At 53.1% G+C, this 21811-nt stretch carries 18 protein-coding genes and 1 other RNA gene; 14 read left to right on the top strand and 5 right to left on the bottom strand.

Going from position 1 to position 21811, the window contains the following annotated elements:
• The 4 genes from DK872_RS00660 to DK872_RS00645 all read left to right on the top strand — a co-directional run bounded on the left by DK872_RS00660 (window position 1) and on the right by DK872_RS00645 (window position 5832).
• Window positions 1-2463 (top strand): discoidin domain-containing protein, encoded by a 2463-nt coding sequence (locus DK872_RS00660; RefSeq protein WP_161517865.1) that lies wholly within the window; start codon window positions 1-3, stop codon window positions 2461-2463.
• A 62-nt stretch (window positions 2464-2525) separates the two neighbouring features.
• Window positions 2526-4589 carry a tail fiber protein gene (locus DK872_RS00655; protein WP_202625903.1) on the top strand — a complete coding sequence of 688 codons (2064 nt, stop codon included), beginning with the start codon at window positions 2526-2528 and terminating at the stop codon, window positions 4587-4589.
• A gap of 3 nt (window positions 4590-4592) precedes the next feature.
• Entirely contained in the window at window positions 4593-5267 is a 675-nt protein-coding gene (locus tag DK872_RS00650) for a hypothetical protein (protein ID WP_007374721.1), read from the top strand.
• Between the two features lie 142 nt (window positions 5268-5409).
• Window positions 5410-5832: a hypothetical protein gene (locus DK872_RS00645; protein ID WP_035943398.1), complete on the top strand. Its 423-nt coding sequence runs from the start codon at window positions 5410-5412 to the stop codon at window positions 5830-5832.
• Between the two features lie 93 nt (window positions 5833-5925).
• Here DK872_RS00645 and DK872_RS00640 read toward each other — a convergent pair whose 3' ends face one another.
• Window positions 5926-7017 carry a site-specific integrase gene (locus tag DK872_RS00640; RefSeq protein WP_007374722.1) on the bottom strand — a complete coding sequence of 364 codons (1092 nt, stop codon included), beginning with the start codon at window positions 7015-7017 and terminating at the stop codon, window positions 5926-5928.
• A 368-nt stretch (window positions 7018-7385) separates the two neighbouring features.
• Here DK872_RS00640 and DK872_RS00635 point away from each other — a divergent pair, with 368 nt between their 5' ends.
• From DK872_RS00635 to DK872_RS00620, 4 genes are all read left to right on the top strand, one after another.
• Window positions 7386-8795, top strand: a complete 1410-nt coding sequence (locus DK872_RS00635; protein ID WP_007374723.1) for an MFS transporter — start codon at window positions 7386-7388, stop codon at window positions 8793-8795.
• Window positions 8792-11164 (top strand): glycoside hydrolase family 3 N-terminal domain-containing protein, encoded by a 2373-nt coding sequence (locus tag DK872_RS00630; RefSeq protein ID WP_035889217.1) that lies wholly within the window; start codon window positions 8792-8794, stop codon window positions 11162-11164. The genes DK872_RS00635 and DK872_RS00630 overlap by 4 nt, the downstream gene beginning before the upstream one ends.
• A gap of 258 nt (window positions 11165-11422) precedes the next feature.
• On the top strand, window positions 11423-11623 hold the full coding sequence (locus tag DK872_RS00625; RefSeq protein WP_007374726.1) for a hypothetical protein: 201 nt from the start codon (window positions 11423-11425) through the stop codon (window positions 11621-11623).
• A gap of 131 nt (window positions 11624-11754) precedes the next feature.
• Window positions 11755-11943, top strand: a complete 189-nt coding sequence (locus DK872_RS00620) for a hypothetical protein (protein ID WP_007374728.1) — start codon at window positions 11755-11757, stop codon at window positions 11941-11943.
• Window positions 11944-11954: 11 nt separating this feature from the next.
• On the opposite strand, the gene rprA is transcribed toward DK872_RS00620, so the two are convergent.
• Window positions 11955-12062: antisense sRNA RprA (gene rprA, locus DK872_RS00615), an RNA gene on the bottom strand.
• 191 nt (window positions 12063-12253) lie between these two features.
• Window positions 12254-13363, bottom strand: a complete 1110-nt coding sequence (gene ydiK, locus DK872_RS00610; protein WP_161517864.1) for an AI-2E family transporter YdiK — start codon at window positions 13361-13363, stop codon at window positions 12254-12256.
• Between the two features lie 208 nt (window positions 13364-13571).
• Here ydiK and DK872_RS00605 point away from each other — a divergent pair, with 208 nt between their 5' ends.
• The 4 genes from DK872_RS00605 (at window position 13572) to DK872_RS00590 (ending at window position 18582) form a co-directional block, all read left to right on the top strand.
• On the top strand, window positions 13572-16628 hold the full coding sequence (locus tag DK872_RS00605) for an FAD-binding and (Fe-S)-binding domain-containing protein (RefSeq protein ID WP_071920686.1): 3057 nt from the start codon (window positions 13572-13574) through the stop codon (window positions 16626-16628).
• Window positions 16625-17035, top strand: coding sequence for a 1,4-dihydroxy-2-naphthoyl-CoA hydrolase (gene menI, locus DK872_RS00600; RefSeq protein WP_007374732.1), 411 nt, complete (start codon window positions 16625-16627; stop codon window positions 17033-17035). Before DK872_RS00605 ends, menI begins: the two co-directional genes overlap by 4 nt.
• Before the next feature lie 212 nt (window positions 17036-17247).
• Entirely contained in the window at window positions 17248-18162 is a 915-nt protein-coding gene (lpxP, locus tag DK872_RS00595; protein WP_007374733.1) for a kdo(2)-lipid IV(A) palmitoleoyltransferase, read from the top strand.
• 69 nt (window positions 18163-18231) lie between these two features.
• Window positions 18232-18582 carry a hypothetical protein gene (locus DK872_RS00590; RefSeq protein WP_007374734.1) on the top strand — a complete coding sequence of 117 codons (351 nt, stop codon included), beginning with the start codon at window positions 18232-18234 and terminating at the stop codon, window positions 18580-18582.
• A gap of 2 nt (window positions 18583-18584) precedes the next feature.
• On the opposite strand, the gene DK872_RS00585 is transcribed toward DK872_RS00590, so the two are convergent.
• Entirely contained in the window at window positions 18585-19322 is a 738-nt protein-coding gene (locus DK872_RS00585) for an EAL domain-containing protein (RefSeq protein ID WP_161517863.1), read from the bottom strand.
• A 778-nt stretch (window positions 19323-20100) separates the two neighbouring features.
• Window positions 20101-20886: an alpha/beta fold hydrolase gene (locus DK872_RS00580; protein WP_007374737.1), complete on the bottom strand. Its 786-nt coding sequence runs from the start codon at window positions 20884-20886 to the stop codon at window positions 20101-20103.
• 94 nt (window positions 20887-20980) lie between these two features.
• Between DK872_RS00580 and DK872_RS00575 the strand changes: the two genes are divergently transcribed.
• Window positions 20981-21301, top strand: a complete 321-nt coding sequence (locus DK872_RS00575; RefSeq protein WP_161517862.1) for a hypothetical protein — start codon at window positions 20981-20983, stop codon at window positions 21299-21301.
• A gap of 145 nt (window positions 21302-21446) precedes the next feature.
• Window positions 21447-21803 carry a Fe-S cluster assembly scaffold SufA gene (gene sufA / locus DK872_RS00570; RefSeq protein WP_161517861.1) on the top strand — a complete coding sequence of 119 codons (357 nt, stop codon included), beginning with the start codon at window positions 21447-21449 and terminating at the stop codon, window positions 21801-21803.
• The last annotated feature ends 8 nt before the right edge of the window (window positions 21804-21811 follow it).

The following is a 21811-nucleotide window of genomic DNA, read 5'->3' as shown; positions in this document are numbered from 1 at the left end:
ATGCCGAGTATCACCGAACTGAATGAATTCACCGCCGACATCCCGCTGCTGGAGCTGGATACGCCCGCGCGCGGATACGATGGTGTGGATATCGGCCCGGATAACGAGCAGGCGCAGCGGCTGGCGAACCGCACGAAATGGCTGAAACAGCGCGTCGATAACCTGCTGACGGCGCAGGTGCGCTCCGTCAACGGTAAATCCGGTACCGTCACGCTGACTGTGAGTGATGTCGGCGCGGATCCGGCGGGAACGGCGGATAGCCTGCTGACGGCGCACGTAAACGATGCTGACCCGCATCCGCAGTATTTCAACGAGACGCGCGGTGATGTGCGCTATGTGCAGGTGTCACTCGCGAACACCGGCAACGGCTGGCTGCAACTGGACGCCTCCGGAAAAATCCCGGCGGCGCAGCTCTCCGCCATCGCATCACGTTATGTTGTTGCTGCTGACCAGACCGCACGTCTGGCGCTGGCGTCGTCGGCAAACCTCACTATCTGCGCTCAGGCGGACATCGACACGCTGTTTTACCTCAATGGCGGCGCTAACCCGGCAGTGGCGGCAAACTGGGTGCAGGGCCAGTCAGCCACGGTTTCCGGCGTGTCATCTGTATTCGGGCGCACCGGGGCCGTGACGGCACAGGCGGGGGATTACAGCGCTGACCAGATTAACGAGACGGCTGACCGGAAATTTGTTACCCCGGCAGAGAAATCGGCATGGAGCGCAAAGCAGGATGTGCTGGTGTCCGGGAGCAACATCCGCTCGCTGTTCGGTCTGTCGTTGACCGGCTCCGGTAACCTGGCGCCGACGCCAGCGCAGATGGGCGCTGCCGCCACACAGCACACGCACGCCGTCGCCGATATTGCTGATTTCACGCAGCAGACTCAGGCGCTCATCGTTAACTCGCTGGAAGCGGGGTCCGGCATCACGCTGGGGCAAAGTCCGGTCAGCGGGAAAACTATCATCAGCGCCTCCGGCAGTGGTGCCGGTGGTGGTGGTGGTTATATCGTCGTGGACCGCGCCGGTGCCACAGCAGGCCAGGTGCATTCCTTCAGTTTTGCCCCACAGTCCGGTTTTAATTTATGTGCCTACGCACTGAAGTCCGAGCAGGGGCAGCAGAATAAGTCATACACTCAGGACGCTTTCCCCGCAGGCAGTGAGGCCGGTTTTAATACCACGGCGGATATCGTCTTTAACGCTAAACTGGGGCTGATCACACAGCTAAATTACGTCACCGCTGCGGAGGGTGGCCTGTTCAGCGCGGAGGTGCTTAAAAAGGGAAAATCCCTCGTGTTGTCCACCAATGCGGACAACAGCATCGTTCCCAAAATGACAGCCAACAACGCACCTGCCGGATATACGGTGAGTGCAAGTAGTGTATATGATTCAGGCTCTCCGGCTTATTCTGCGTTTGACCGGGTAGCCACTACTGCATGGGTGACATTATCCGGCCCGACGCAATGGATTCAGATCAAATTACCTGAAGCCAAAAAAGTGAACCGCTTCAGGATCACAAACCGGACCGTGTCACAGCCCTTCCAGAATAACCCCAGAACATTTGCCCTGTATGGAAGCAATGACGGCACAAACTTTACCTTGCTGGCCAACGGGACAAGCACCAGTAACGTCGGTGATGCGCAGACAACAGTCACTATTCCGGCGCCAGCCGCCTGGCTTTATTACCGGTTAACGGTGACCGCCGTATTCCAGTCCGGGTCTGTGACACTGGGTGAACTCGAGTTGCTGGGCGATCCCTCCACCCGGTTTCTGTTAAACGGCAGTGACGGCAAATATTACACTGTGGTCAGCGGTGCGCTGTCAGAGGTTGCAGGCGCGATTGACAGTACCGTCATTGCAAATCAGGGCGTGGCCAGTGTCACCCTGACGGAGTCCATGCAGCAGCAACTGGGCGACGCCTGGAAACTGGTTACCGGCGAAAGCGTGGAAATCAGCGGGGTATTAACCCCTGATGACCAGATTGCACTGCCGCTGGAACTGACAGGCGCGTCGGCCTGGAGCACGGTCAACAGTGCGACTATTACCGCCAGCCTGTCCGGTGCCGGCGCGACAGGGGTGGCCGTGACAAGGGATTTAAACGACTACGTTGTTTTTGACGGAACGGCATGGGTCAGTATCGGGGGGCTGACTGCCGATACGGCGGGGGCCGAAAAATTAATCGCTCAGGGAATGGCCGCGGCAGCAGTGTCAGCCCTCACTGCCGTACAGTGGGCGCAACTGTGGCCTGCGGGTGTGCCTGATAGGCTGGCTTTCGCTTACGCGCTGCATATTGCCGATGCGGCAGCCGATAAAGCGGAAATCACCGGCAATGTGCTCAGTGTGAACGAAGTTTCCGCCTGGAAGTTACAGACGCCTGCGGAAGTGGAAATCCGCTGGTATGCGGACAGCGTCAGTTTCAAAACTCTCACTGCCGGTGATTACAAGCTGGCGTATCAAATCCCGGACTAACTACCCACTCAACGCATCTTCAGGCCGCATATCGCGGCCTTTTTTATTTTCTGGAGTACTGAATGGATCAGAAATTTTTCCGAGTACCGTTCGCATCGGTCGGTGACCGACAAACCATCCCGGACGCGGCACCCACTAATGGCTCCGTGAGCTATCCCTCAGGCTGGGGGCCTGACTACGCAAAAGATCCGGGGGCGGATGCGAGCGCAAAACCCGTAGAGCGCGAGGCCATGAATGCGGTGCTGAACGCCATTACCGGCGCGATTCGTCAGTACCAGACGAACGGCTATCCCGAGTGGATTACTACCGCGAACAATAACGGGGCCGCTTTCGGTTACGATGCGGGCGTGGTGGTGGATTATAACGGCGTAATGTACCTGTCGCTTGTCAGCAACAACACCGCAACGCCGGGTGCTGATGCGACGAAATGGCAGTTGTATATTCAGCGTGAGGCAACCGAACAGGAAGCTCTGGCCGGTGATGGCAGCGCGCAGGTAATGACACCTCGCCGGGTAAAACAACTGGCCGACTATCTGGATGACCAGTTACATCAAACCATTACCACCGCAATGGCTCCATTCATTCTGCCGGTCGGGGCAATCATACTGTGGGGAAACACCACGCCGCCAGAAGGCTGGCTGGAACTGAACGGCCAGACATTCGATACCGCAGAGAACCCTGAACTGGCTGCGCTGTACCCGTCCGGGCGTGTGCCGGACTGGCGCGGTAATTTTGTGCGTGCATGGGCGCACGGGTCATCCGTTGATCCGGATTCAAACCGTGCGATTCTGTCATTTCAGAGCGACGCGTTTCGTGAGCACTATCATTATTCCCGCTGGCTTGGCTTTGATAACGTGGGCAGCCTGAATGGTCTGGGAGATGCCGGCGGACCAGGAGGGTTTCGCTACGCCGGTGGTGATGACCCCAATTGGCATAACTCTCCAAATGCCGATCTGCTGACTGGCGGCGATGAAACCCGCCCGAAAAACGTTGCGGCGATGTACATCATCAAAACGGATAAGGCTGACTCAGAGGCCGGCGCGGAAACACCCTCAGCCATTGTTATCAGACCGGCTTCGGTGACGATGAACGCGGGAACCTCGCAGCAGTTTACCGGCACGATTTTGCCATCGGCGCTGGCTACGGGATATCCGGTATCATGGTCAGTATCCGATCCGTCACTGGGCAGTATCAACAGCAGCGGGCTGTATACCGCGACGGCGGGCAAATCCGGTACCCAGACCATCATCGCCAGTATTTCCACTGGCCTGACGGCAACAGCCGCAGTCACGCAACAGCTTTACCTGACCTCGATAGACATCGGTGCAGTACCGACAGGCCTGCTGGCCGGTAACAGCTATTCCCTGACCATCAACTATTCTCCGGCGAATTACACAGAGACGGTTAACTCCGCGTCCACGGATGCATCTGTGGCGACATTATCCGCCGATGGTACGCTGACGGTCAGCGGTGCGGGTACGGCCACACTGTCACTGACCGGATCCAGTTCCGGCGTCACGGATTCGATCACGATCACGGCAACGGAGGAAGTTATCCAGGAAACCCGGCTTCTGATCGCCAACAACCTGTCCGAAATTGCGTCCAGCGGCAGGGAGGCGCAGTCGGACGCGCGCGAAAATCTGGGGCTGGGGGCGCTGGCAATAAAAGACGCCCTGACGGCGGCCGATACTGGCGCCGTTCCTCAGGATACACAATCGCTCGGCACGGCGGATTTGAACACTGTGGTTTCTCCGGGGCGTAAGTTCCAGTCCCTGACGGGCAATGCCACCACGGAACGGCATTACCCCGTTTCGCTGGCGGGCATGCTGGACGTTATCAGAACCACGGAAACCGGCATCCGGCAGATTTACTACCCGTACAACACCACGGACGTTTATCACCGTTACTGCGAGGACGCCACGGCGGCCGCTCCGGTGTTCAGTAACTGGTCATTAAATGGTGCGGGGGATTATCTGGAAGCTGCAAATAACCTCTCTGACGTGGCCGATGTTGCAACGGCTCGGCAAAACATCGGGGTGAGTTACACCATATCGACCGATGCAGCCCCCGCAGACGCGAGCGGATACGCTGCTGGTCATATCTGGTACCAGATTGAGGAAAGCTGAACCATGACCATTTACCGTAAAACTGCAGGGGGCGATTTTGCACCTGTCAGCGCGCTGAATATCAACGAGGGCGGCGAATTTAAATCCGTGGTTACAGCCTGGGTGAACGACGGGGGGGCGTTTAAGAAAGTGTTCCCTGATATCGTTTATGCGGATCCATCCGCTGATTATGACATGGCTGGCGCCACCATTCCTTCGCTAACCCTTTCGCGAACATCCGAAAGCGCCACGCAGAACGCCTGGAAGATAGACAAACTGGTAATTCCCCTGAAAGAAAATCTCTCTTCCAGTAACACAGATGTGGGCTGGTCAGCGCTGGATATCATTGCCATCGATACGCAGGAGGTGCTGCCCTTCGGCGTCTGGTCCACGGGGACTGCGGATGAGATGTGGACTAAGGTAGAGCTTAAAGATGGCGTGGTGACCAACACCCGGATGAATGGTGTGATCGCTGTGGTTAACCCGTCTAACCACTGCCCGCCGCCGCGCGACTGGATAAGCCAGTTATCATCCAGCAGCACTGGCACAGAGATGTACATCAAATACGGATGGTATGATTATTCGGCCTTTTATGGCAGGCAGATCGGTATCCGCTGGCGCTGGCACAGCCAGCAGCACAGAAAATATTACGAGTATATTTTCACGAATGGAAACATGGTGCTGAATGCGTTGAGCTGACATTTTCTAACTTCACAGGGTGATAACCTCTTTTCATGTTTTTATTCTGGAGGTGGTTATGTGATGTATCATGGTTTTATTATTGAGCAGCAATTTAGTAAAGTGTGTAACAGATGTCCTAAATTAGCTCAGGTATAAGGGTTTGCTAACGTTTCAAGAAGTTGCGGCTATTAACTACAAATTAAGGCTGATCAGCGATACATGGTCAGATCTGTGGCTTTTCCTTTATTATATTCCTGTAAGTGTGGGTAGGATTGTTGAGTTGCAGTATAGTGATATTATAGGTAATTATTTAATAATTAAGCAAAAAAGGCGCCTTAAAGAGAAATCTATACATATTCCCACTGCTGTATTGAATATTATAAATAGACGAAAACAGGCTTATCCTGATGATACATTTATCTTTCAGAGTCATTCCAACCGGGTTAAGTATAAAGAACGTCCCGTCACTGTTATCGCATTCAACCAGGCGCTTAAACGTGCATCAATTGGTGTCACGGAAAAGATCGTGACCAGTAGAAGTGTGCAATCAAATGCGCCACATCACACGTATGCAAGAGCATGATGCGGCAAGGGTATTGAATGGACTCCAGCAGGGGAGAATCGCAGCGTTAAATAAATAGTAGAAAGGGGCTGACAGGGACTGTCTGGTAATGCTTTAAACCTGTCCGTGCCTTTCTTTTTTCAGTTGCTCCAGTCTTACATGCAGCGATTTAGGGAAAAGTTCGGTATAAACCTGCCAAAGGATATTCAGTGACTTATGTCCTGTGACCTGGGCTACTTCTTCAATGGTAAAACCTGACTCGAATAGCCTGCTGGCGCCCTCCCGGCGTAAATCGTGATAGCGTAAATCTTCTATACCGAGCTTATCGCGCACCTGGCGGTATGTTTGCGTGACACTTCGACTGTTAAAGGGGAATACTCTTTCTGAGATTTTTGGTTGTTTCTGCAATATATCCCAGGATTCTCCAAGTAATGGTACCAGCATGTGGTTTCCGGCTTTCTTTCTCGGATCCTTTCTGTCTCTGACCAGAACAGCCTTTTGCTGCATATCGACATCTTCCCATTGAATTCTGCAAACTTCCCCAATACGCATGCAGGTTAGTATGGAAAATAAAAAAATGTCAGAGAAAGGGACTTTTTTATAGGAGGTCATTTCTCTGTTTCTTAAGCCGGCAATAATCTGTTCAGATTCCTCGCGCGTGGGGCGCCGACTTCTCTTCTGTGTTGGCCCTATAACTTTCATTTGCGTAAGGTTTTGCCTGGCCAGACTATATGCCTGCAGGTCTGCATCAATATTAAAAATCGGTTTAGCCGCTTTAAGGACAGAACCAATATAAGCCAGATCTTGTGCTACCGTCGCAGCACCTGCACCACAGGCCCGTCGTTGCTCGCAATGCTCAATGAGTGTACCTGCTGACAAATCAGAAACTGCAACGTTGGCTACAGGTGATCGGGATATCAGTTTTAGTACATCAGCTTTTGAACGTCCGTATTTTATGTTTGGGTGGCTTGTGTATTTTTGTATAAGTTCACCCAGCGTCACTTTTGGTGACTGGTCATCGGAAGGGATCCCATTGCTTTCTATATGCGAAACCCTGCTTATTCCCCATGCTTTTGCGAGAGACAATTTTCCAAATGTCCTGTTCTCACGATAGATATATTTCCCAGCCTTTTTCACCCCAACAGTGCAACGGTAGCGCAGGGTGCCGTCTGATTTGATTCTTTTCTCTACCGTGTAAAAAGCCATATGTCGTTCCTTACTGGTGTCCTGTGGGGTGCTGTGTGGGGGACTGGGACGACAAAATTAGCCTGAATTGAGAAAAAATGCACTAAATAAATACTGGTTACATAATCAGTATTGCTTTCATCTTTATGATTATTATTGATTTTATTTTGTTGTCTGGCATGCGGATGCCGACACAATGTCGGGGATTTTTTTATTTTAGCCGCTAACTCGTCGGCGATCACAATTACTAAAAAACGTAAAAAGCCTGGTAATTATCACAATTGTCCGGGTGAGCGCTTCTTCTAATACTTTAGCCTGTAGTAAGCGGCGCGAAGCCCTGTTCGCGTCAGGTTGAAATATCCATTTTCACCTCACAAGGCTGATAAAAAATGACCCTCACCTCTGTTCTCAGTACCAAAGATAAAATAGGTTATGGCCTCGGCGATATGGCCAGCGCGCTGGTCTGGCAAACGGCCACACTGTTTCTCGCTTATTTCTATACCGATGTTTTTGGTTTACCCGCCGCTATTATGGGCACCATGTTTTTGGTGGTGCGTGTGATTGATGCGTTTGCCGATCCCTGTATCGGCGCACTGGTCGATCGCACGCAAACCCGTCACGGACGTTTCCGCCCCTGGCTGCTATGGTTTGCGATTCCGTTTGGCGTCAGTTGCATTATCACTTTCTATGTGCCGGATGCCGGTCCAACGGCGAAAATCATCTATGCCTGCGTGACCTACGCGATCCTGAGTTTTATCTACTCTGCGATAAATGTACCGTACTGCGCCATGCCCGGCGCGCTGACCATGGACCCGCAGGAGCGCCATTCCCTGCAATCGTGGCGTTTTTGCCTGTCGTTTATCGGCGGATTGATCGTGACGGTGATTGCGTTACCACTGGTGGCGCAGCTCGGTAACGGTAACGATCAGAAGGGCTATTTTTACGCTATGAGTATGATGGGCGTGCTGGGTATTTTACTGTTCTTCGGCTGCTTCTTTATGACCCGTGAGCGTTATACGCCGCATAATGACAGCTCAGGATCAATATTTAGCGATCTCAAATTACTGGCGAAAAATAGCCAGTGGCGCATTGTTTTTCTGTTTAATATTTTACTGCTTACCGCTGTGGTTACGCGCGGTTCGGCAACTATGTATTACGTCAAATATGTATTACAGCGCCCGGAAATGGTCTTTACCTTTATTGTTTCCGGCATGATTGCAGCGCTGCTTGGCGCATTATTCTCCGCACGTTTGTTAGGGAAATTTGATCGTGTTCGTGCTTATCAGTGGACCATCATTACCTTTGTGGTGTTTGCCGCGCTGATATTTATCATTCCGCCCACACAAGTGTGGCTTATATTCGGCCTCAACATTGTTTTCAGCTTTATTCAGAATCTCACCACGCCGCTACAGTGGACCATGTTTTCCGATGTGGTGGATTACGAAGAGCACCGCAGCGGGCGACGCCTTGATGGCCTGGTGTTCTCGACGGCGCTGTTTGCCATCAAGTTCGGTCTTGCGTTGGGCGGCGCCGTTGTTGGCTGGGTGCTGGGCGCGGTGGATTATGTACCAAATCAGGCGCAGCAAACGGCCAGCGTACTGACCACTATCAATGCGTTGTTTACGCTGATCCCGTGTCTGCTATTTATTGGCATGGTGCTGCTGCTTACCCGCTACAAACTGAATAGCCAGCTGACCAACACGATTGCCCGCGAACTGATCCGCAAACGCGACGCCAGCAATTCAGTGACAACCCCACAAACTTCCCCGGATTTCAGTAACACAGGAGTGACCCGATGAGCGCAATTTATCAGGACCCTGGCCGCCCGGTTTCCGAACGCGTGGCCGATCTGCTTGCCAGGATGACACCGGAAGAGAAATTCGCCCAGATGCATGCGTTGTGGCTGGTGCTGTCAGAAGATGGCGAGCACCGTGAACGCAGCGATCTGAGCGACGAATTTGCTGGCGTCAGTGCCCAGGCGGCGCTGGCGGAACGGTTAACGCGCGGTATCGGGCAGATTACCCGTCCGCTCGGTACGCATATTGTTGATGCGAAAAGCGGCGTAAGAGCCGCTAACCGGCTGCAAAAAACCATGGTAGAAGAGACGCGGCTGGGGATCCCGGCGCTGTTTCACGAAGAGTGCCTGGTGGGCTTGTTGTGCAAAGACGCCACGCTATTTCCTTCATCGCTCAACTATGGTTCGACCTGGGACCCGGCGCTGATCAAACGCACCGCACAGCAAATCGGCGAAGAAGCGCGCAGCACCGGTTGCAAGCAGGGGCTGGCGCCGGTGCTGGATGTTTCGCGCGATGTGCGCTGGGGCCGCACCGAGGAGACGTTTGGTGAAGATCCGTGGCTGGTGGGCGTGATGGCCTGCGCTTATGTTGAGGGGTTGCAGGGCGAGCGGGGCGATATGCTGGCGACGCTTAAACACTACGTTGGCCACTCTTTCAGCGAAGGCGCGCGCAACCATGCGCCGGTGCACCTGGGTTTTTGCGAACTTAACGACACCTTTTTGTTGCCCTTTGAAATGGCTGTCAAACTGGCGAAAGCCGGTTCGGTGATGCCCGCTTATCACGACATCGATAATCAACCTGGGCACAGCGATCATTTTCTGCTGACCACGCTGCTGCGCGAAGAGTGGGGCTTTGATGGCATTATTGTTGCCGATTATGGCGGCGTCAGCCTGCTCCATCAGCATCACGGCGTCAGTCATGATGCGGCAGAATCGGCGGCATTAGCCTTCAACGCCGGGCTGGATATTGAATTGCCGAAAGATGACTGCGCCCGTCATCTGGCGGAGGCGGTTGAGCGCGGACTGATTTCGATGGCGAAGATCGATGAAATTGTCGCCCGCGTGCTGGCGGTTAAATTCCGCCTTGGGCTGTTCGAACAGCCCTATACGGATGAGCGTCGCATCGTGTTGCAGTCTGATGCGGCGCGGCAGGCTGCGCGTGACGTGGCAACCCGTTCGCTGACCCTGCTGGAGAACAACGGCATTCTGCCGCTGCGAGGAGCAGCAAAAGTGGCGGTGGTTGGCCCGACAGCGGACGATCCGCTGGCCCTGCTCAGCGGTTACAGCTTCCCGGTACATTTGATCATCAGCGATATGCTGGAAGAGACCTCGCAGGTTACCACGCCGCTGGCAGCCTTGCGCCAGGCGCTGGGCGAGGGCAATGTTCGCTATGCGAAAGGTTGCCATATCATTGAAAAACGCATGGCGGGAGCGCCGGTTTTCCCGGGCGATGCCTCCGGCAAACCGATGCAGCAATCGCCGGTTTCCATGGATCAAAGCCTGATCCCGCAGGCAGTGCGTGCAGCGCAGGAGAGCGATGTGGTGATTGCTTGTGTGGGCGATCTCGCCGGGCTATTCCAGAGCGGCACGGTGGGTGAAGGCTCCGATACGGACAGTCTTTCGCTGCCGGGCGTACAACAGCGATTGCTTGAGGCACTGGTAGAGACCGGTAAACCCGTGGTGGTGGTGATGACCGGCGGGCGCCCTTACAACTTGCAAGGGCTGGAAACGCGTGTCGCCGCCTGGTTAATGGCATGGGCGCCGGGCCAGGAGGGCGGCTACGCAATTGCCGATGTGCTGACCGGCCGCGCGGAACCGCAGGGACGGCTGGTGGTGAGCGTGCCGAAAAGCGCGGGCGCAATGCCCTATTATTACAACCACAAACTGAAAAGCGGCGGGACGCCGTTCGCCTTCCATTTTGGCTCCCGCTACCCGTTCGGCTACGGCCTGAGCTGGACGCAGTTCGATTACGCGCCTCTGGTGTTGTTAACGCCGGAAGTGGCTATTGATGGCGAGATCGCATTGCAGGTTCGGGTCACCAATGTTGGCGAACGCAGCGGCGGCGAGGTTGTGCAGATCTACGTGCGCGACAAAGTGGCTTCGATGGTGCGGCCGGTACAGGAGCTGAAAGCGTTCCAGCGCGTGGACCTTTCGCCAGGAGAATCCGCAACGCTGACCTTTACGCTGCCCGTGGATATGCTCAATTTCACGCGGCGCGACGGCAAGCGCATCGTCGAGCCGGGGGAGTTTGAGTTGCGGGCTGGCGCGTCATCGGGAGATATACGCGCGACAGCAACGGTGAATGTTACCGGTGAAACGCGGGTGCTGCCAGCCGCATGGAGGATGATGAGCCACTGCGAAATCAACCGCTAGCAAACCGCAGCCCATCGCCAGGTGGGCTGTTTTTCTGGTTAGCATGCAGATAACAAATACATGTGAGAAATAACAAGCCCACTTTATTTCTCACATAAACGTAAGCTATGCGTGTGATCGTAAGCTATTTGTGCCGCGATCCTGAATATATTTATTGTATTGATAATTACCCTGAATATAATCCCTTTTGTTCACTTTTATTTATCCCGCATAGTATTTCATGCTTTATTTAAGCGGCGTGTTTCGAGGCAATGTAATATGAAAAAAAACCATGAACGGCATTACGTTCATTTTATTTGTAATGGGCAAACAGGCTTTGTGGAAGTGGAACCTGAAGGTGCCATGTGGGTGAATTACGCGGGCGATCGCCGGGCTTATATGGCGTTGCAGGGAAGGTTACGCAATGTGGTTGATCATATTCTGGCGCAACACAATCTGTTTGCTGGCAGAGTGGGATAAGGATTTACGCGATCTCTGCTATTTATTTCTACTTCTCCAACTCTCTTTAGTCGTTAATTTTTTTGTTTTGCATCAGCGTGCGTTTTTTTAAATGCAATGTTGACTCACCTGTATTATCTGGAATGGTTTGCATGAAAAGTTTATTGATGGTTATTGCTGTACTGGCCTGTACGGTGCTCAACGGCTGCGCCTCGTATAATGATCATATACGGGCCTGTGATGGCCGGGACGTCAGCGCAGTACATTTAGCGTTAGATTATCTGCCTGTTGGCGCAGCGCTTGATAATGGTACATGCGCGGTGGCCGGTAATGCGAAGTGACGTTTTTGAGGTGAAAAAAAAGCCCATCGTGGGAGATGGGCAAAGACTACACACAGCAATTCGTTGTTTCACTCAGGGGATTTCCATGCTTATAAACCAAGGTGTTGATTTATAACCGTGGACTTATAGTAGGCATGCTGATTTTTTGAGTCGATCAGATTCGTCTCATTAGTTTAATAGTCTTGAAGAATATATGCCGAAGATGCCGCATTCTGCGGGCTACAGAGGGGTCTGACCAGATTTTATTATCTTAAATGATAAGTGTGGCTTAATAATTACTTAAGGCGGGCTACCCCGCCTTAAGACTATTTCAGGAAGAGGCTCCCGAATTTTGCTCGTCATTCAATATATCTTCTGGGCGCGTGGTCGGTTCGGGTACTTCATTCACCCATGCGGAGAAAAGACGCCATGAGACGGCCAGCAGCACCGGGCCAATAAACAGGCCGATCATACCAAATGCGATCAGCCCGCCGATGACGCCGGAGAGGATCAAAATCAGCGGTAAGTCTGCGCCCATGCGAATAAGCACCGGGCGGATAAAGTTATCCAGCGTGGCGACCACGCAGCTCCAGACCAGCAGCACGGTACCCCAGGTGGAATCGCCGCTCCAGTAAAGCCAGATGATCGCCGGAACCAGTACCAGCAATGGCCCAATCTGAATAAGACAGGTCATCAGCATCACGACGGTGAGCAGCGTAGCGTAAGGGACGCCAGAAATGGCCAGCCCGATTCCGCCCAGAACCGCCTGCACCAGCGCGGTCACGACCACGCCCAGCGCCACCGCGCGGATAGCCTGACCGGCGAGCAGTACCGCCGCATCGCCGCGCCTGGCCGCCAGACGAACGGCGAAATGGCGAATCCCCTGCGCAACCTGCTCACCACGCCAGTAGAGCAAGGCGCTGAATAACAGCATCAGGCCGCAGTGCAGCATAAAACGCCCAATATGCGCGGCCTGGCCGACAAACCACGTAGTGGTTGCGCCAACGTAAGGCCGCAGTTTCGCCATGATCGCGGTGCCGCCCATATCGAGCAGGTTATGCCAGCCGCTATAGAGCTTTTCACCGACCAGCGGAATGCTGTGCAGCCATGCGAGATCGGGCGGTGACATCGAACCGGTGGTAATGGCATGGATAACCGGGCCGCTGGAGTCCACCAGGCTGTTCACCAGCAGGGCAACGGGAACAATAAACAGCAGGATTAAGAGCAACATCATCACCAGCACCGCCAGCGAGCGTCGGCCAAATAGCAGGTGTTGCAGACGTAACAGCAACGGCCAGGTGGCTATCACTACGGTTCCCGCCCAGGCAAAACCGAGGATAAAGGGCTGAACAATCCACAAACAGGCGATAATCATGATTGCTAAAAACAGTACCGACAGCATCACTTGCGGCACATCCCTGGACTGACGTAGATCAACCATATGATTTACACACCTTTATTAAGTTGCTGAAGAGTGGGCGTTGCAGGAAGACGCCCGTGATAATGATTAATGATTTCAGCGCGTTTGCCCAGCCCGATTGTGCCTGCAATTCTCTGGGCGTATAAGAAAAAAATGTGATACAACGATGCATGCTTAAAGCAAACGATTAACTATTCACAACACTCACCATCAGGCAGGGTCAAGCATAATGATCCCACAGATTTCCCAGGCACCCGGCGTTGTTCAGCTGGTGCTGAATTTTTTGCAAGCACTGGAGCAGCAAGGTTTTACAGGTGATACCGCCACGAATTATGCCGACAGGCTGACGATGGCGACAGACAACAGTATTTACCAGTTATTACCCGATGCAGTCGTTTTTCCCCGTTCAACATCCGATGTTGCACTGATAACCCGTCTGGCGGCGGAAGAACGCTTCCGCACGCTGGTGTTTACGCCACGCGGCGGCGGCACCGGCACCAATGGACAGGCACTGAACCAGGGCATCATTGTCGATATGTCCCGCTATATGAACCGCATCATGGAGATCAACCCTGAAGAGGGCTGGGTGCGTGTTGAAGCGGGTGTCATTAAGGATCAGCTTAACCAGTTCCTGAAACCTTACGGGTTCTTTTTCGCGCCGGAGCTCTCCACCAGTAACCGCGCAACGCTCGGCGGAATGATCAACACCGATGCTTCTGGTCAGGGTTCACTGGTATACGGTAAAACCTCCGATCACGTTTTGGGCGTGCGCGCGGTGCTACTGGGCGGTGATATTCTCGACACGCAGGCGATGCCGGTGGCGTTGGCGGAAACGCTGGGCAAGGCCAACACGGCAATTGGTCGCGTCTACAAAACCGTACTTGAACGCTGCCGCGACAATCGCCAGTTGATCCTCGATAAATTTCCGAAACTGAACCGTTTCCTGACCGGCTACGACCTGCGTCACGTCTTTAATGATGAGATGACTGAGTTCGATCTTACCCGCGTGTTAACCGGGTCGGAAGGAACGCTGGCGTTTATCACCGAAGCGCGGCTCGACATCACCCGGCTACCGAAAGTGCGTCGCCTGGTGAACGTCAAATATGACTCGTTTGATTCCGCCTTGCGCAATGCGCCGTTTATGGTGGAAGCGCGCGCGCTGTCGGTAGAGACCGTGGATTCGAAAGTCCTGAACCTGGCACGGGAAGATATCGTCTGGCATTCAGTAAAAGAGCTGATTACCGATGTGCCGGATAAAACGCTGCTCGGCCTGAATATTGTTGAGTTCGCCGGTGACGATCAGGAATTGATTGACGGCCAGGTCGCGGCGCTGTGCCAGCGGCTGGATGCGCTGATGGCCAACGGTGAAGGCGGGGTCATTGGCTGGCAGCTTTGCGAGGATCTGGCCGGGATTGAGCGCATTTATGCGATGCGTAAAAAAGCGGTCGGTCTGCTGGGTAACGCTAAAGGGGCGGCCAAACCGATCCCGTTTGCTGAAGATACCTGCGTACCGCCGGAACATCTGGCGGATTATATCGTTGAGTTCCGCGCGCTGCTGGACAGCCACGGTCTGAGCTATGGCATGTTTGGTCACGTGGATGCCGGGGTGTTGCACGTGCGTCCGGCGCTGGACATGTGCGATCCGCAGCAAGAAGTATTGATGAAATCCATCTCTGATGAGGTGGTGGCGCTGACGGCGAAATATGGCGGTCTGCTATGGGGGGAACACGGGAAAGGGTTCCGCGCCGAGTACAGCCCGGCCTTTTTCGGCGCTCAGCTTTATGGCGAGCTGCGAAAAATCAAAGCGGCATTCGATCCTGAGAATCGCCTGAATCCCGGTAAAATTTGTCCGCCAGAGGGCGTGGATGCGCCAATGAAACAGGTGGATGACGTGAAACGCGGGACTCTGGATCGGCAAATTCCTATTGCGGTGCGCACTTCATGGCGCGGGGCGATGGAGTGTAACGGTAACGGTCTGTGCTTTAACTTTGATGTGAAAAGCCCGATGTGCCCATCGATGAAGATTTCTGCCAACCGAATCCATTCACCGAAAGGGCGCGCGACGCTGGTACGCGAGTGGCTGCGCTTGCTGGCGGATCGCGGCGTTGATCCGCTGAAACTGGAAAAAGAGCTGCCGGAGAAACGCGCCAGCCTGCGTACATTGATTGAGCGTACCCGCAACAGCTGGCATGCACGGCGTGGCGAGTATGACTTCTCGCACGAGGTGAAAGAGGCGATGTCCGGCTGCCTGGCCTGCAAAGCTTGCTCCACGCAGTGTCCGATTAAAATCGATGTGCCGGAATTCCGTTCGCGCTTCCTGCAACTTTATCACAGCCGTTATCTGCGCCCGGTGCGCGATCATCTGGTTGCTACGGTAGAAAGCTATGCGCCGCTGATGGCGCGGGCGCCGAAGACGTTTAACTTCTTTATGAGCCAGCCGTGGGTGCGTTCGCTGTCGGCCAAACATATCGGCATGGTCGATTTACCGCTGCTGTCGGTGCCCTCCCTGCAGCGTCAGATGGTGGGTCACCGCACGGCAAATATGACGCTGGAGCAGCTTGAACAGCTCAATGCGGCGCAGAAAGCGAAAACGGTGCTGGTGGTACAGGATCCGTTTACCAGCTATTACGATGCGCAGGTGGTGGCTGACTTTGTGCGGCTGGTGGAGAAACTCGGCTTTGAGCCGGTGGTGCTACCTTTCTCGCCGAACGGCAAGGCGCAACACATTAAAGGGTTCCTCAATCGCTTTGCCAAAACTGCGCAGAAGACCGCCGATTTCCTCAATCGCGTGGCACAACTGGGAATGCCGATGGTGGGCGTCGATCCGGCGCTGGTGCTGTGCTATCGCGACGAGTACAAACTGGCGCTGGGCGATAAGCGCGGTGATTTCCATGTTCAGTTGGTGCATGAGTGGTTGCCTGCGGCGCTGGAGCATGTCGAGGCCCGCGCGGTGAGCGGTGAACCGTGGTATCTGTTTGGCCACTGTACGGAAGTGACGGCATTGCCGGGCGCGACGGGGCAGTGGGCGACGATCTTCGCTCGTTTCGGCGCGAAGCTGGAAAATGTCAGCGTGGGCTGCTGCGGTATGGCTGGTACTTACGGCCACGAAGTGAAGAACCACGCCAGTTCGCTGGGCATTTATGAGCTTTCCTGGCACCAGGCGATACAGCGTCTGCCGCGTAACCGCTGTCTGGCGACCGGCTACTCATGCCGTAGCCAGGTGAAGCGCGTTGAGGGTAACGGGGTGCGCCATCCATTACAGGCTTTGCTGGAGATACTGGGATGATCTGGAAACGTGCAGTCACGCTGGAAGCGCTCAATGCCATGGGCGACGGCAATATGGTTGGTCTGCTGGATATTCGTTTTGAGCGCATCACGGATGATGCGCTGGAAGCCTCCATGCCGGTAGATGAACGCACGCACCAGCCGTTTGGCCTGCTGCACGGCGGTGCGTCGGTCGTGCTGGCGGAGACGCTTGGCTCGGTGGCTGGTTATTTATGCACCGAAGGGGATCAAAAAGTGGTCGGGCTGGAGGTGAATGCTAACCACTTGCGTTCGGTGCGCAGCGGCCGGGTGCGCGGCGTTTGCCGTGCGCTACATACGGGCGGACGTCATCAGGTCTGGCAAATCGATCTGTTTGATGAACAGTCGCGGCTTTGCTGCTCATCCCGTCTGACCACTGCAATTGTCTGACCAGTTTCGGCGGAAGCAATCCGCCGAAAATATTCACCTTTTCTTCATTATTCTCTCCATCTCCCTTTAACGCTTCGTGCTATAGTGCGTGGCACTGGATGTACCGTTTCGGCACCTTCTGCCGCGGCGAATAGCTGTAACGCATAATGACCTGATGAAGTGATTCATTGTCTCCTTAAGCGCTACTGAATTTAGGCTTTAAGGTAACAGTGATGACATCGTTTAAACTCTCATTTTTACACCCGCGCCACTGGGTGACTTGGGTCGGCCTGGCTTTGCTCTGGCTGCTCGTTCAACTTCCTTATCCCGTTTTGGCCCGCCTTGGCGCAGGGCTTGGACATCACTCCCGCCGTTTTCTGAAGCGTCGCGAACGTATTGCGCGCCGTAATCTTGAACTCTGTTTTCCGGTGATGAGCGAAGCGCTGCGTGATGCGCTGATTGCCAAAAACTTTATGTCGCTGGGTATGGGGTTAATTGAAACCGGCATGGCATGGTTCTGGTCAGATAAGCGCGTGCGCCGCTGGTTTGATGTTGAAGGTTACCAGCATTTACAGGCCGCGCAGGCCAGCGAGCAGGGCGTGATGGTTGTCGGCGTGCATTTCATGTCGCTGGAGCTGGGCGGCCGCGTGATGGGATTGTGCCAGCCGATGATGGCCACCTATCGCCCGCACAACAACCCGCTGATGGAGTGGGTACAGACGCGTGGACGTATGCGTTCAAATAAAAATATGATCGACCGCCGTAACCTGAAAGGGCTGGTGAATGCGTTAAAACAGGGTGAAGCTGTCTGGTTCGCGCCGGATCAGGATTATGGCCGCAAGGGCAGTACCTTCGCGCCATTCTTCTCGGTGAAAAATGCCGCCACTACCAACGGCACGTTTGTACTTTCGCGCCTGTCGGGCGCTAAAATGCTGACGGTGACGATGGTGCGCAAAACCGATGGCTCAGGTTATTCATTGCATATTGGTCCTGCATTAAATGATTATCCTGGCGAGGATGAGTTTGCGGCAGCCAGTTATATGAATAAAGTGATTGAGCGCGAAATCTTGCGCGCGCCGGAACAGTATCTGTGGATCCATCGCCGCTTCAAAACCCGTCCGCTCGGTGAACCTTCGCTCTATAACTGATCTCTTTTCTCTGCGTCCCGGCTTCGGGGCGCTGTATTATCATTGCGTTAAAATTGACTCGGGATGCTTATGATCAGGTTTATTGTGGTCAGCAGTTTTACTCTCTTTTCCGCATGTTCGTTCGCCGCTGGTATCAACCTCTCCTGCGATGAATATACCGCTGTTGTTGAGCCTGAAGGGCTTACCGTTAACGGCCACCGCTATACCAATCCGCAAGAGAAGCCGTTCAATATCTCTGACGATTATACTGGTCGCTCGCTGATTTATACCGACAGCCAGGATCAGAACAACCAGACCAACTGGGTCGCTATCAACATCATCACGCAGCTCTCCAGCGGTAAAAAAGCCTTCTTCTTTTCGGACAGCAAACACACGGATGACAAAGCTATCATCTGTACGCGTAAAGACGCAGGGCAGTAAGGTTAAAAGTCTTCCAGCAGCCGCAACTGACTGAAGGTTAAAGGGGGAGAGAAAATGTACCCCTCGATGCCGATATGGCTGTAGCGGCTGAGCAGAGCAAGGTCGGATGAACGTTCCACACCCTCGCAAATTACATGTGTGCCTGCCGGGATCACCTTGTCGATCAAATTGTGAAGTGTTGATAATTTTGCCGGGCTGGCGGCAATTCCGTAGACCAGCGTTCGCGCGAGTTTAATTGTGTCAAAGCGAAACAGCCGCAGACTGTCGGCGGCTTCATCCCGGGCGCCAAAATCATCTAACGAGAGCATAAAACCATAGGTTCTCGCCTGCTGTAAAAACGCCTGACGAGGCCTCTGTGGCATATCAGTCAGCCACTCGCCAATCTCAATCTCAATGCGTTGCGGCGATACGTGATGATGTCCACACTGCTGGTAAAGGCTGGCAAGGTACGCCATATCATTCATTAACCGAGCGGGAAGTTTGAATGAAACCGTGATGCCTTCTTTCATTTTCAGCAGTTCGCAGACGGTCTCAAACAAAAAATCGCTAATGGCTTTAATGGTTTCTCTCTCAAGAATATCGAAGGATTGTTCCACTGAAAGCCAACGATCGCTGGCATTATAAATTTTGGCAAGAACTTCGTAGCGGAAAATAGTTTTTCCAGAAAGGTGCATGACGGGTTTGAACTCTGCAGTAACGCTAAGTTTTTTGTCCGCAATTTCGAGTGTTTTTATATTCATTATCCCTGATTCAGCTCCCCACTCACAAGAACAGGTCTAACCACTATATAATTTTTCAATTTTACACAACTAATCATAATCTTTGAAAATTGTTTTGAATGATCGATCCTCTCTTTTCGATAGTCTGTATCTATTACTATTATTAAAATGATCGCTTAAATCTATAAATAAGGGTGGCCTTTTGTTTTAAGTATTTTTATTGTGTCAGGTTTATCAACTAATGATTTGCGTTTTGTACTATTTATCTCCTTGTTTTTGGACAGGAAAGTGGACTCAACGCAAATTAATGCGTTCTTATCGCCTGCGGAATGATTTGCCAAAAGTGTAAACTTTAGCGCACATCACCGCTTTTCGACCGGAGGGTGGCTTGTTACTGCCTCACTCGGCGCGATCCGTTGTTCATTTTTTTTGATCTTTTTTCTGTCATGGATGATGTCCGTAAACATGTATTTTTAATATGTATATCGGCGCAGAAAAGCGGAGAGTAAAAATAAAATGACATTTTAAGGCAATATCACTCTTGCGTTTGCGTACCCTTGAGAGGCAAAGCCTTAAAGAGATAAATCTGCTCAGAAAGCGTAATAAACTTTTTCAAATTTGCGATTAATGAATTTCGTATGCAAACAACAAGTGTGATGAGCCCCAAAAATAACAAAATTCGGTCACGGTATTTTTATACGGTATTGCTGTACGTCAAAAAAAGTGCGTGGAACTAAAACCGGTGTACTTACCGTGCGATCTCCACTCTCCATCGGCGGGGAGTGGAGTATCACGGAGGTTATAAATGTCTGGAGAGGAAATTCTCAATCAAGCTCAGCACTTCCCCGGGATTTTCGCGGTTGCTGATATGCGCAGCATTCGGGATCAGCGTGAAATCGCAGCCCAGTTTTTCTGCCATCAGACGACCTTCGACCGGCGGCCTCGGCAGATCCAGTTCACCGGTGGCAACGTGTGTCGGACAACGAATGGAATCCAGCACTGACAGCCTGTCCGGGCGGCCAAAAATCTGTTTACCGAGCGGAACGATACTGCCGCGCAGTTGTTCCGCTGTGAGTGAAGAGAGATACGCGGTGAGCCGCTGGACATCCGCCGGTGCGGCATGCTGCGAATAAAATTGCCCGACAATGTAATCCAGCATAGCGGGCGGAATGAAACCGGCGGTGTCAATGGCGTTGAGCATGCCAAAGTAGCGCTCGCGCGCTTCACTGGTTTCATCACCGATAAAAGTATCAAACAGCATTAACGCTTTTACCCGCTGCGGCGCGGCAGCGGCCAGTTCGGCTCCCCACATGCCGCCAACGGACAACCCCATCACCGCGAACTCCTCAATCTGCAACGCATCCATCAGCGCCAGATGATCGGCGGCCAGATCCGCCAGCGACGTTGTTGATGCGGGCAGGGCGGGAGAATCGCCGTGGCCCCATAAATCCGGCGCTATCACGCGAAACTGTTTAGCCAGAGCTTCAATCTGCGGTGACCACATCGATTTATCGAACAGATAACTGTGGCCGAGTAAAACGGGAAATCCTGAACCAGTATCTAAATATGACATCGTTGCCTTCATTAACTCTCTCCATGTTTGCAGGGCGCTGCCCGGATTTAAACCAGGCGATATCTTACAGGAGATATTTTCGCCACGTCGGCTGAGAAAATCCTAATTGCAGAGAAACGTCTTAAGCCGTGAGCAATGCGTTCCCGGAAATGGCGCCGTCTCTTCCATCGCGATTTATGTTCATACCACTATGGATTTTATGGCGATTGTCGAAGATGAAGGGGGAAAAGTGGAGTCTGTGCGTCAGTTCGGTGATGCCGATAACTTTTTGATAATCCGCTACGTTTTTAATGCGACGTTTTTTTTCGATCCTATCTCAAAAATAGGTATTGCCTATACATCTTATCTTTTTCACCGGACTGTCTGCGGCTGGCTATTTAAAGTCATTATTTATCAATTTATTAAACAATTTTTCACTTATCTGTAATGCCTTTCAGCAACGTCTATGCTTATAGCAACAGCCAAAAAAGGGGCTACCGGGGGAATAACCCTGCGGGAAAGAGGTTGAAGTGAGAATTATTATCACTAACATAGCATCAAGCCCTTCGAATCTGGTGATGTGAGGTAATGCGATGGAATCATTTAATCCGGAAGATTTTGCGTGGCGCGGGCTGACCATGACGCCTGCCGCTGCTGAACATATTCGTACGCTGGTCAGCAAACAGGCCGGCGTGCTGGGCGTGCGGCTCGGCATTAAGCAGACCGGCTGCGCGGGCTTTGGTTATGTGCTGGATACGGTGACGGAACCGAATGCCGACGATTTGCTGTACGAATCCGAAGGCGCGCGCCTTTACGTTCCGCTTCAGGCGATGCCCTTTATTGACGGCACGGAAGTGGATTATGTACGTGAAGGGTTAAATCAGATCTTCAAATTTCATAACCCGAAAGCCCAGCATGAATGCGGCTGTGGCGAAAGCTTTGGGGTATAGGCGGTACT

Source organism: Kosakonia sp. MH5 (assembly GCF_009935945.1).
Taxonomy (GTDB): domain Bacteria; phylum Pseudomonadota; class Gammaproteobacteria; order Enterobacterales; family Enterobacteriaceae; genus Kosakonia; species Kosakonia radicincitans.
This window is presented reverse-complemented; position numbering and strand designations above follow the sequence as displayed.

What these genes read in the sequence shown, in the direction of transcription:
- DK872_RS00660 (WP_161517865.1), top strand. Translation starts at nt 1, where the DNA reads ATGCCGAGTATCACCGAACTGAATGAATTCACCGCCGACATCCCGCTG.
- DK872_RS00655 (WP_202625903.1), top strand. Translation starts at nt 2,526, where the DNA reads ATGGATCAGAAATTTTTCCGAGTACCGTTCGCATCGGTCGGTGACCGA.
- DK872_RS00650 (WP_007374721.1), top strand. Translation starts at nt 4,593, where the DNA reads ATGACCATTTACCGTAAAACTGCAGGGGGCGATTTTGCACCTGTCAGC.
- DK872_RS00640 (WP_007374722.1), bottom strand. Translation starts at nt 7,017, where the DNA reads ATGGCTTTTTACACGGTAGAGAAAAGAATCAAATCAGACGGCACCCTG.
- DK872_RS00635 (WP_007374723.1), top strand. Translation starts at nt 7,386, where the DNA reads ATGACCCTCACCTCTGTTCTCAGTACCAAAGATAAAATAGGTTATGGC.
- DK872_RS00630 (WP_035889217.1), top strand. Translation starts at nt 8,792, where the DNA reads ATGAGCGCAATTTATCAGGACCCTGGCCGCCCGGTTTCCGAACGCGTG.
- DK872_RS00625 (WP_007374726.1), top strand. Translation starts at nt 11,423, where the DNA reads ATGAAAAAAAACCATGAACGGCATTACGTTCATTTTATTTGTAATGGG.
- DK872_RS00620 (WP_007374728.1), top strand. Translation starts at nt 11,755, where the DNA reads ATGAAAAGTTTATTGATGGTTATTGCTGTACTGGCCTGTACGGTGCTC.
- ydiK (WP_161517864.1), bottom strand. Translation starts at nt 13,363, where the DNA reads ATGGTTGATCTACGTCAGTCCAGGGATGTGCCGCAAGTGATGCTGTCG.
- DK872_RS00605 (WP_071920686.1), top strand. Translation starts at nt 13,572, where the DNA reads ATGATCCCACAGATTTCCCAGGCACCCGGCGTTGTTCAGCTGGTGCTG.
- menI (WP_007374732.1), top strand. Translation starts at nt 16,625, where the DNA reads ATGATCTGGAAACGTGCAGTCACGCTGGAAGCGCTCAATGCCATGGGC.
- lpxP (WP_007374733.1), top strand. Translation starts at nt 17,248, where the DNA reads ATGACATCGTTTAAACTCTCATTTTTACACCCGCGCCACTGGGTGACT.
- DK872_RS00590 (WP_007374734.1), top strand. Translation starts at nt 18,232, where the DNA reads ATGATCAGGTTTATTGTGGTCAGCAGTTTTACTCTCTTTTCCGCATGT.
- DK872_RS00585 (WP_161517863.1), bottom strand. Translation starts at nt 19,322, where the DNA reads ATGAATATAAAAACACTCGAAATTGCGGACAAAAAACTTAGCGTTACT.
- DK872_RS00580 (WP_007374737.1), bottom strand. Translation starts at nt 20,886, where the DNA reads ATGAAGGCAACGATGTCATATTTAGATACTGGTTCAGGATTTCCCGTT.
- sufA (WP_161517861.1), top strand. Translation starts at nt 21,447, where the DNA reads ATGGAATCATTTAATCCGGAAGATTTTGCGTGGCGCGGGCTGACCATG.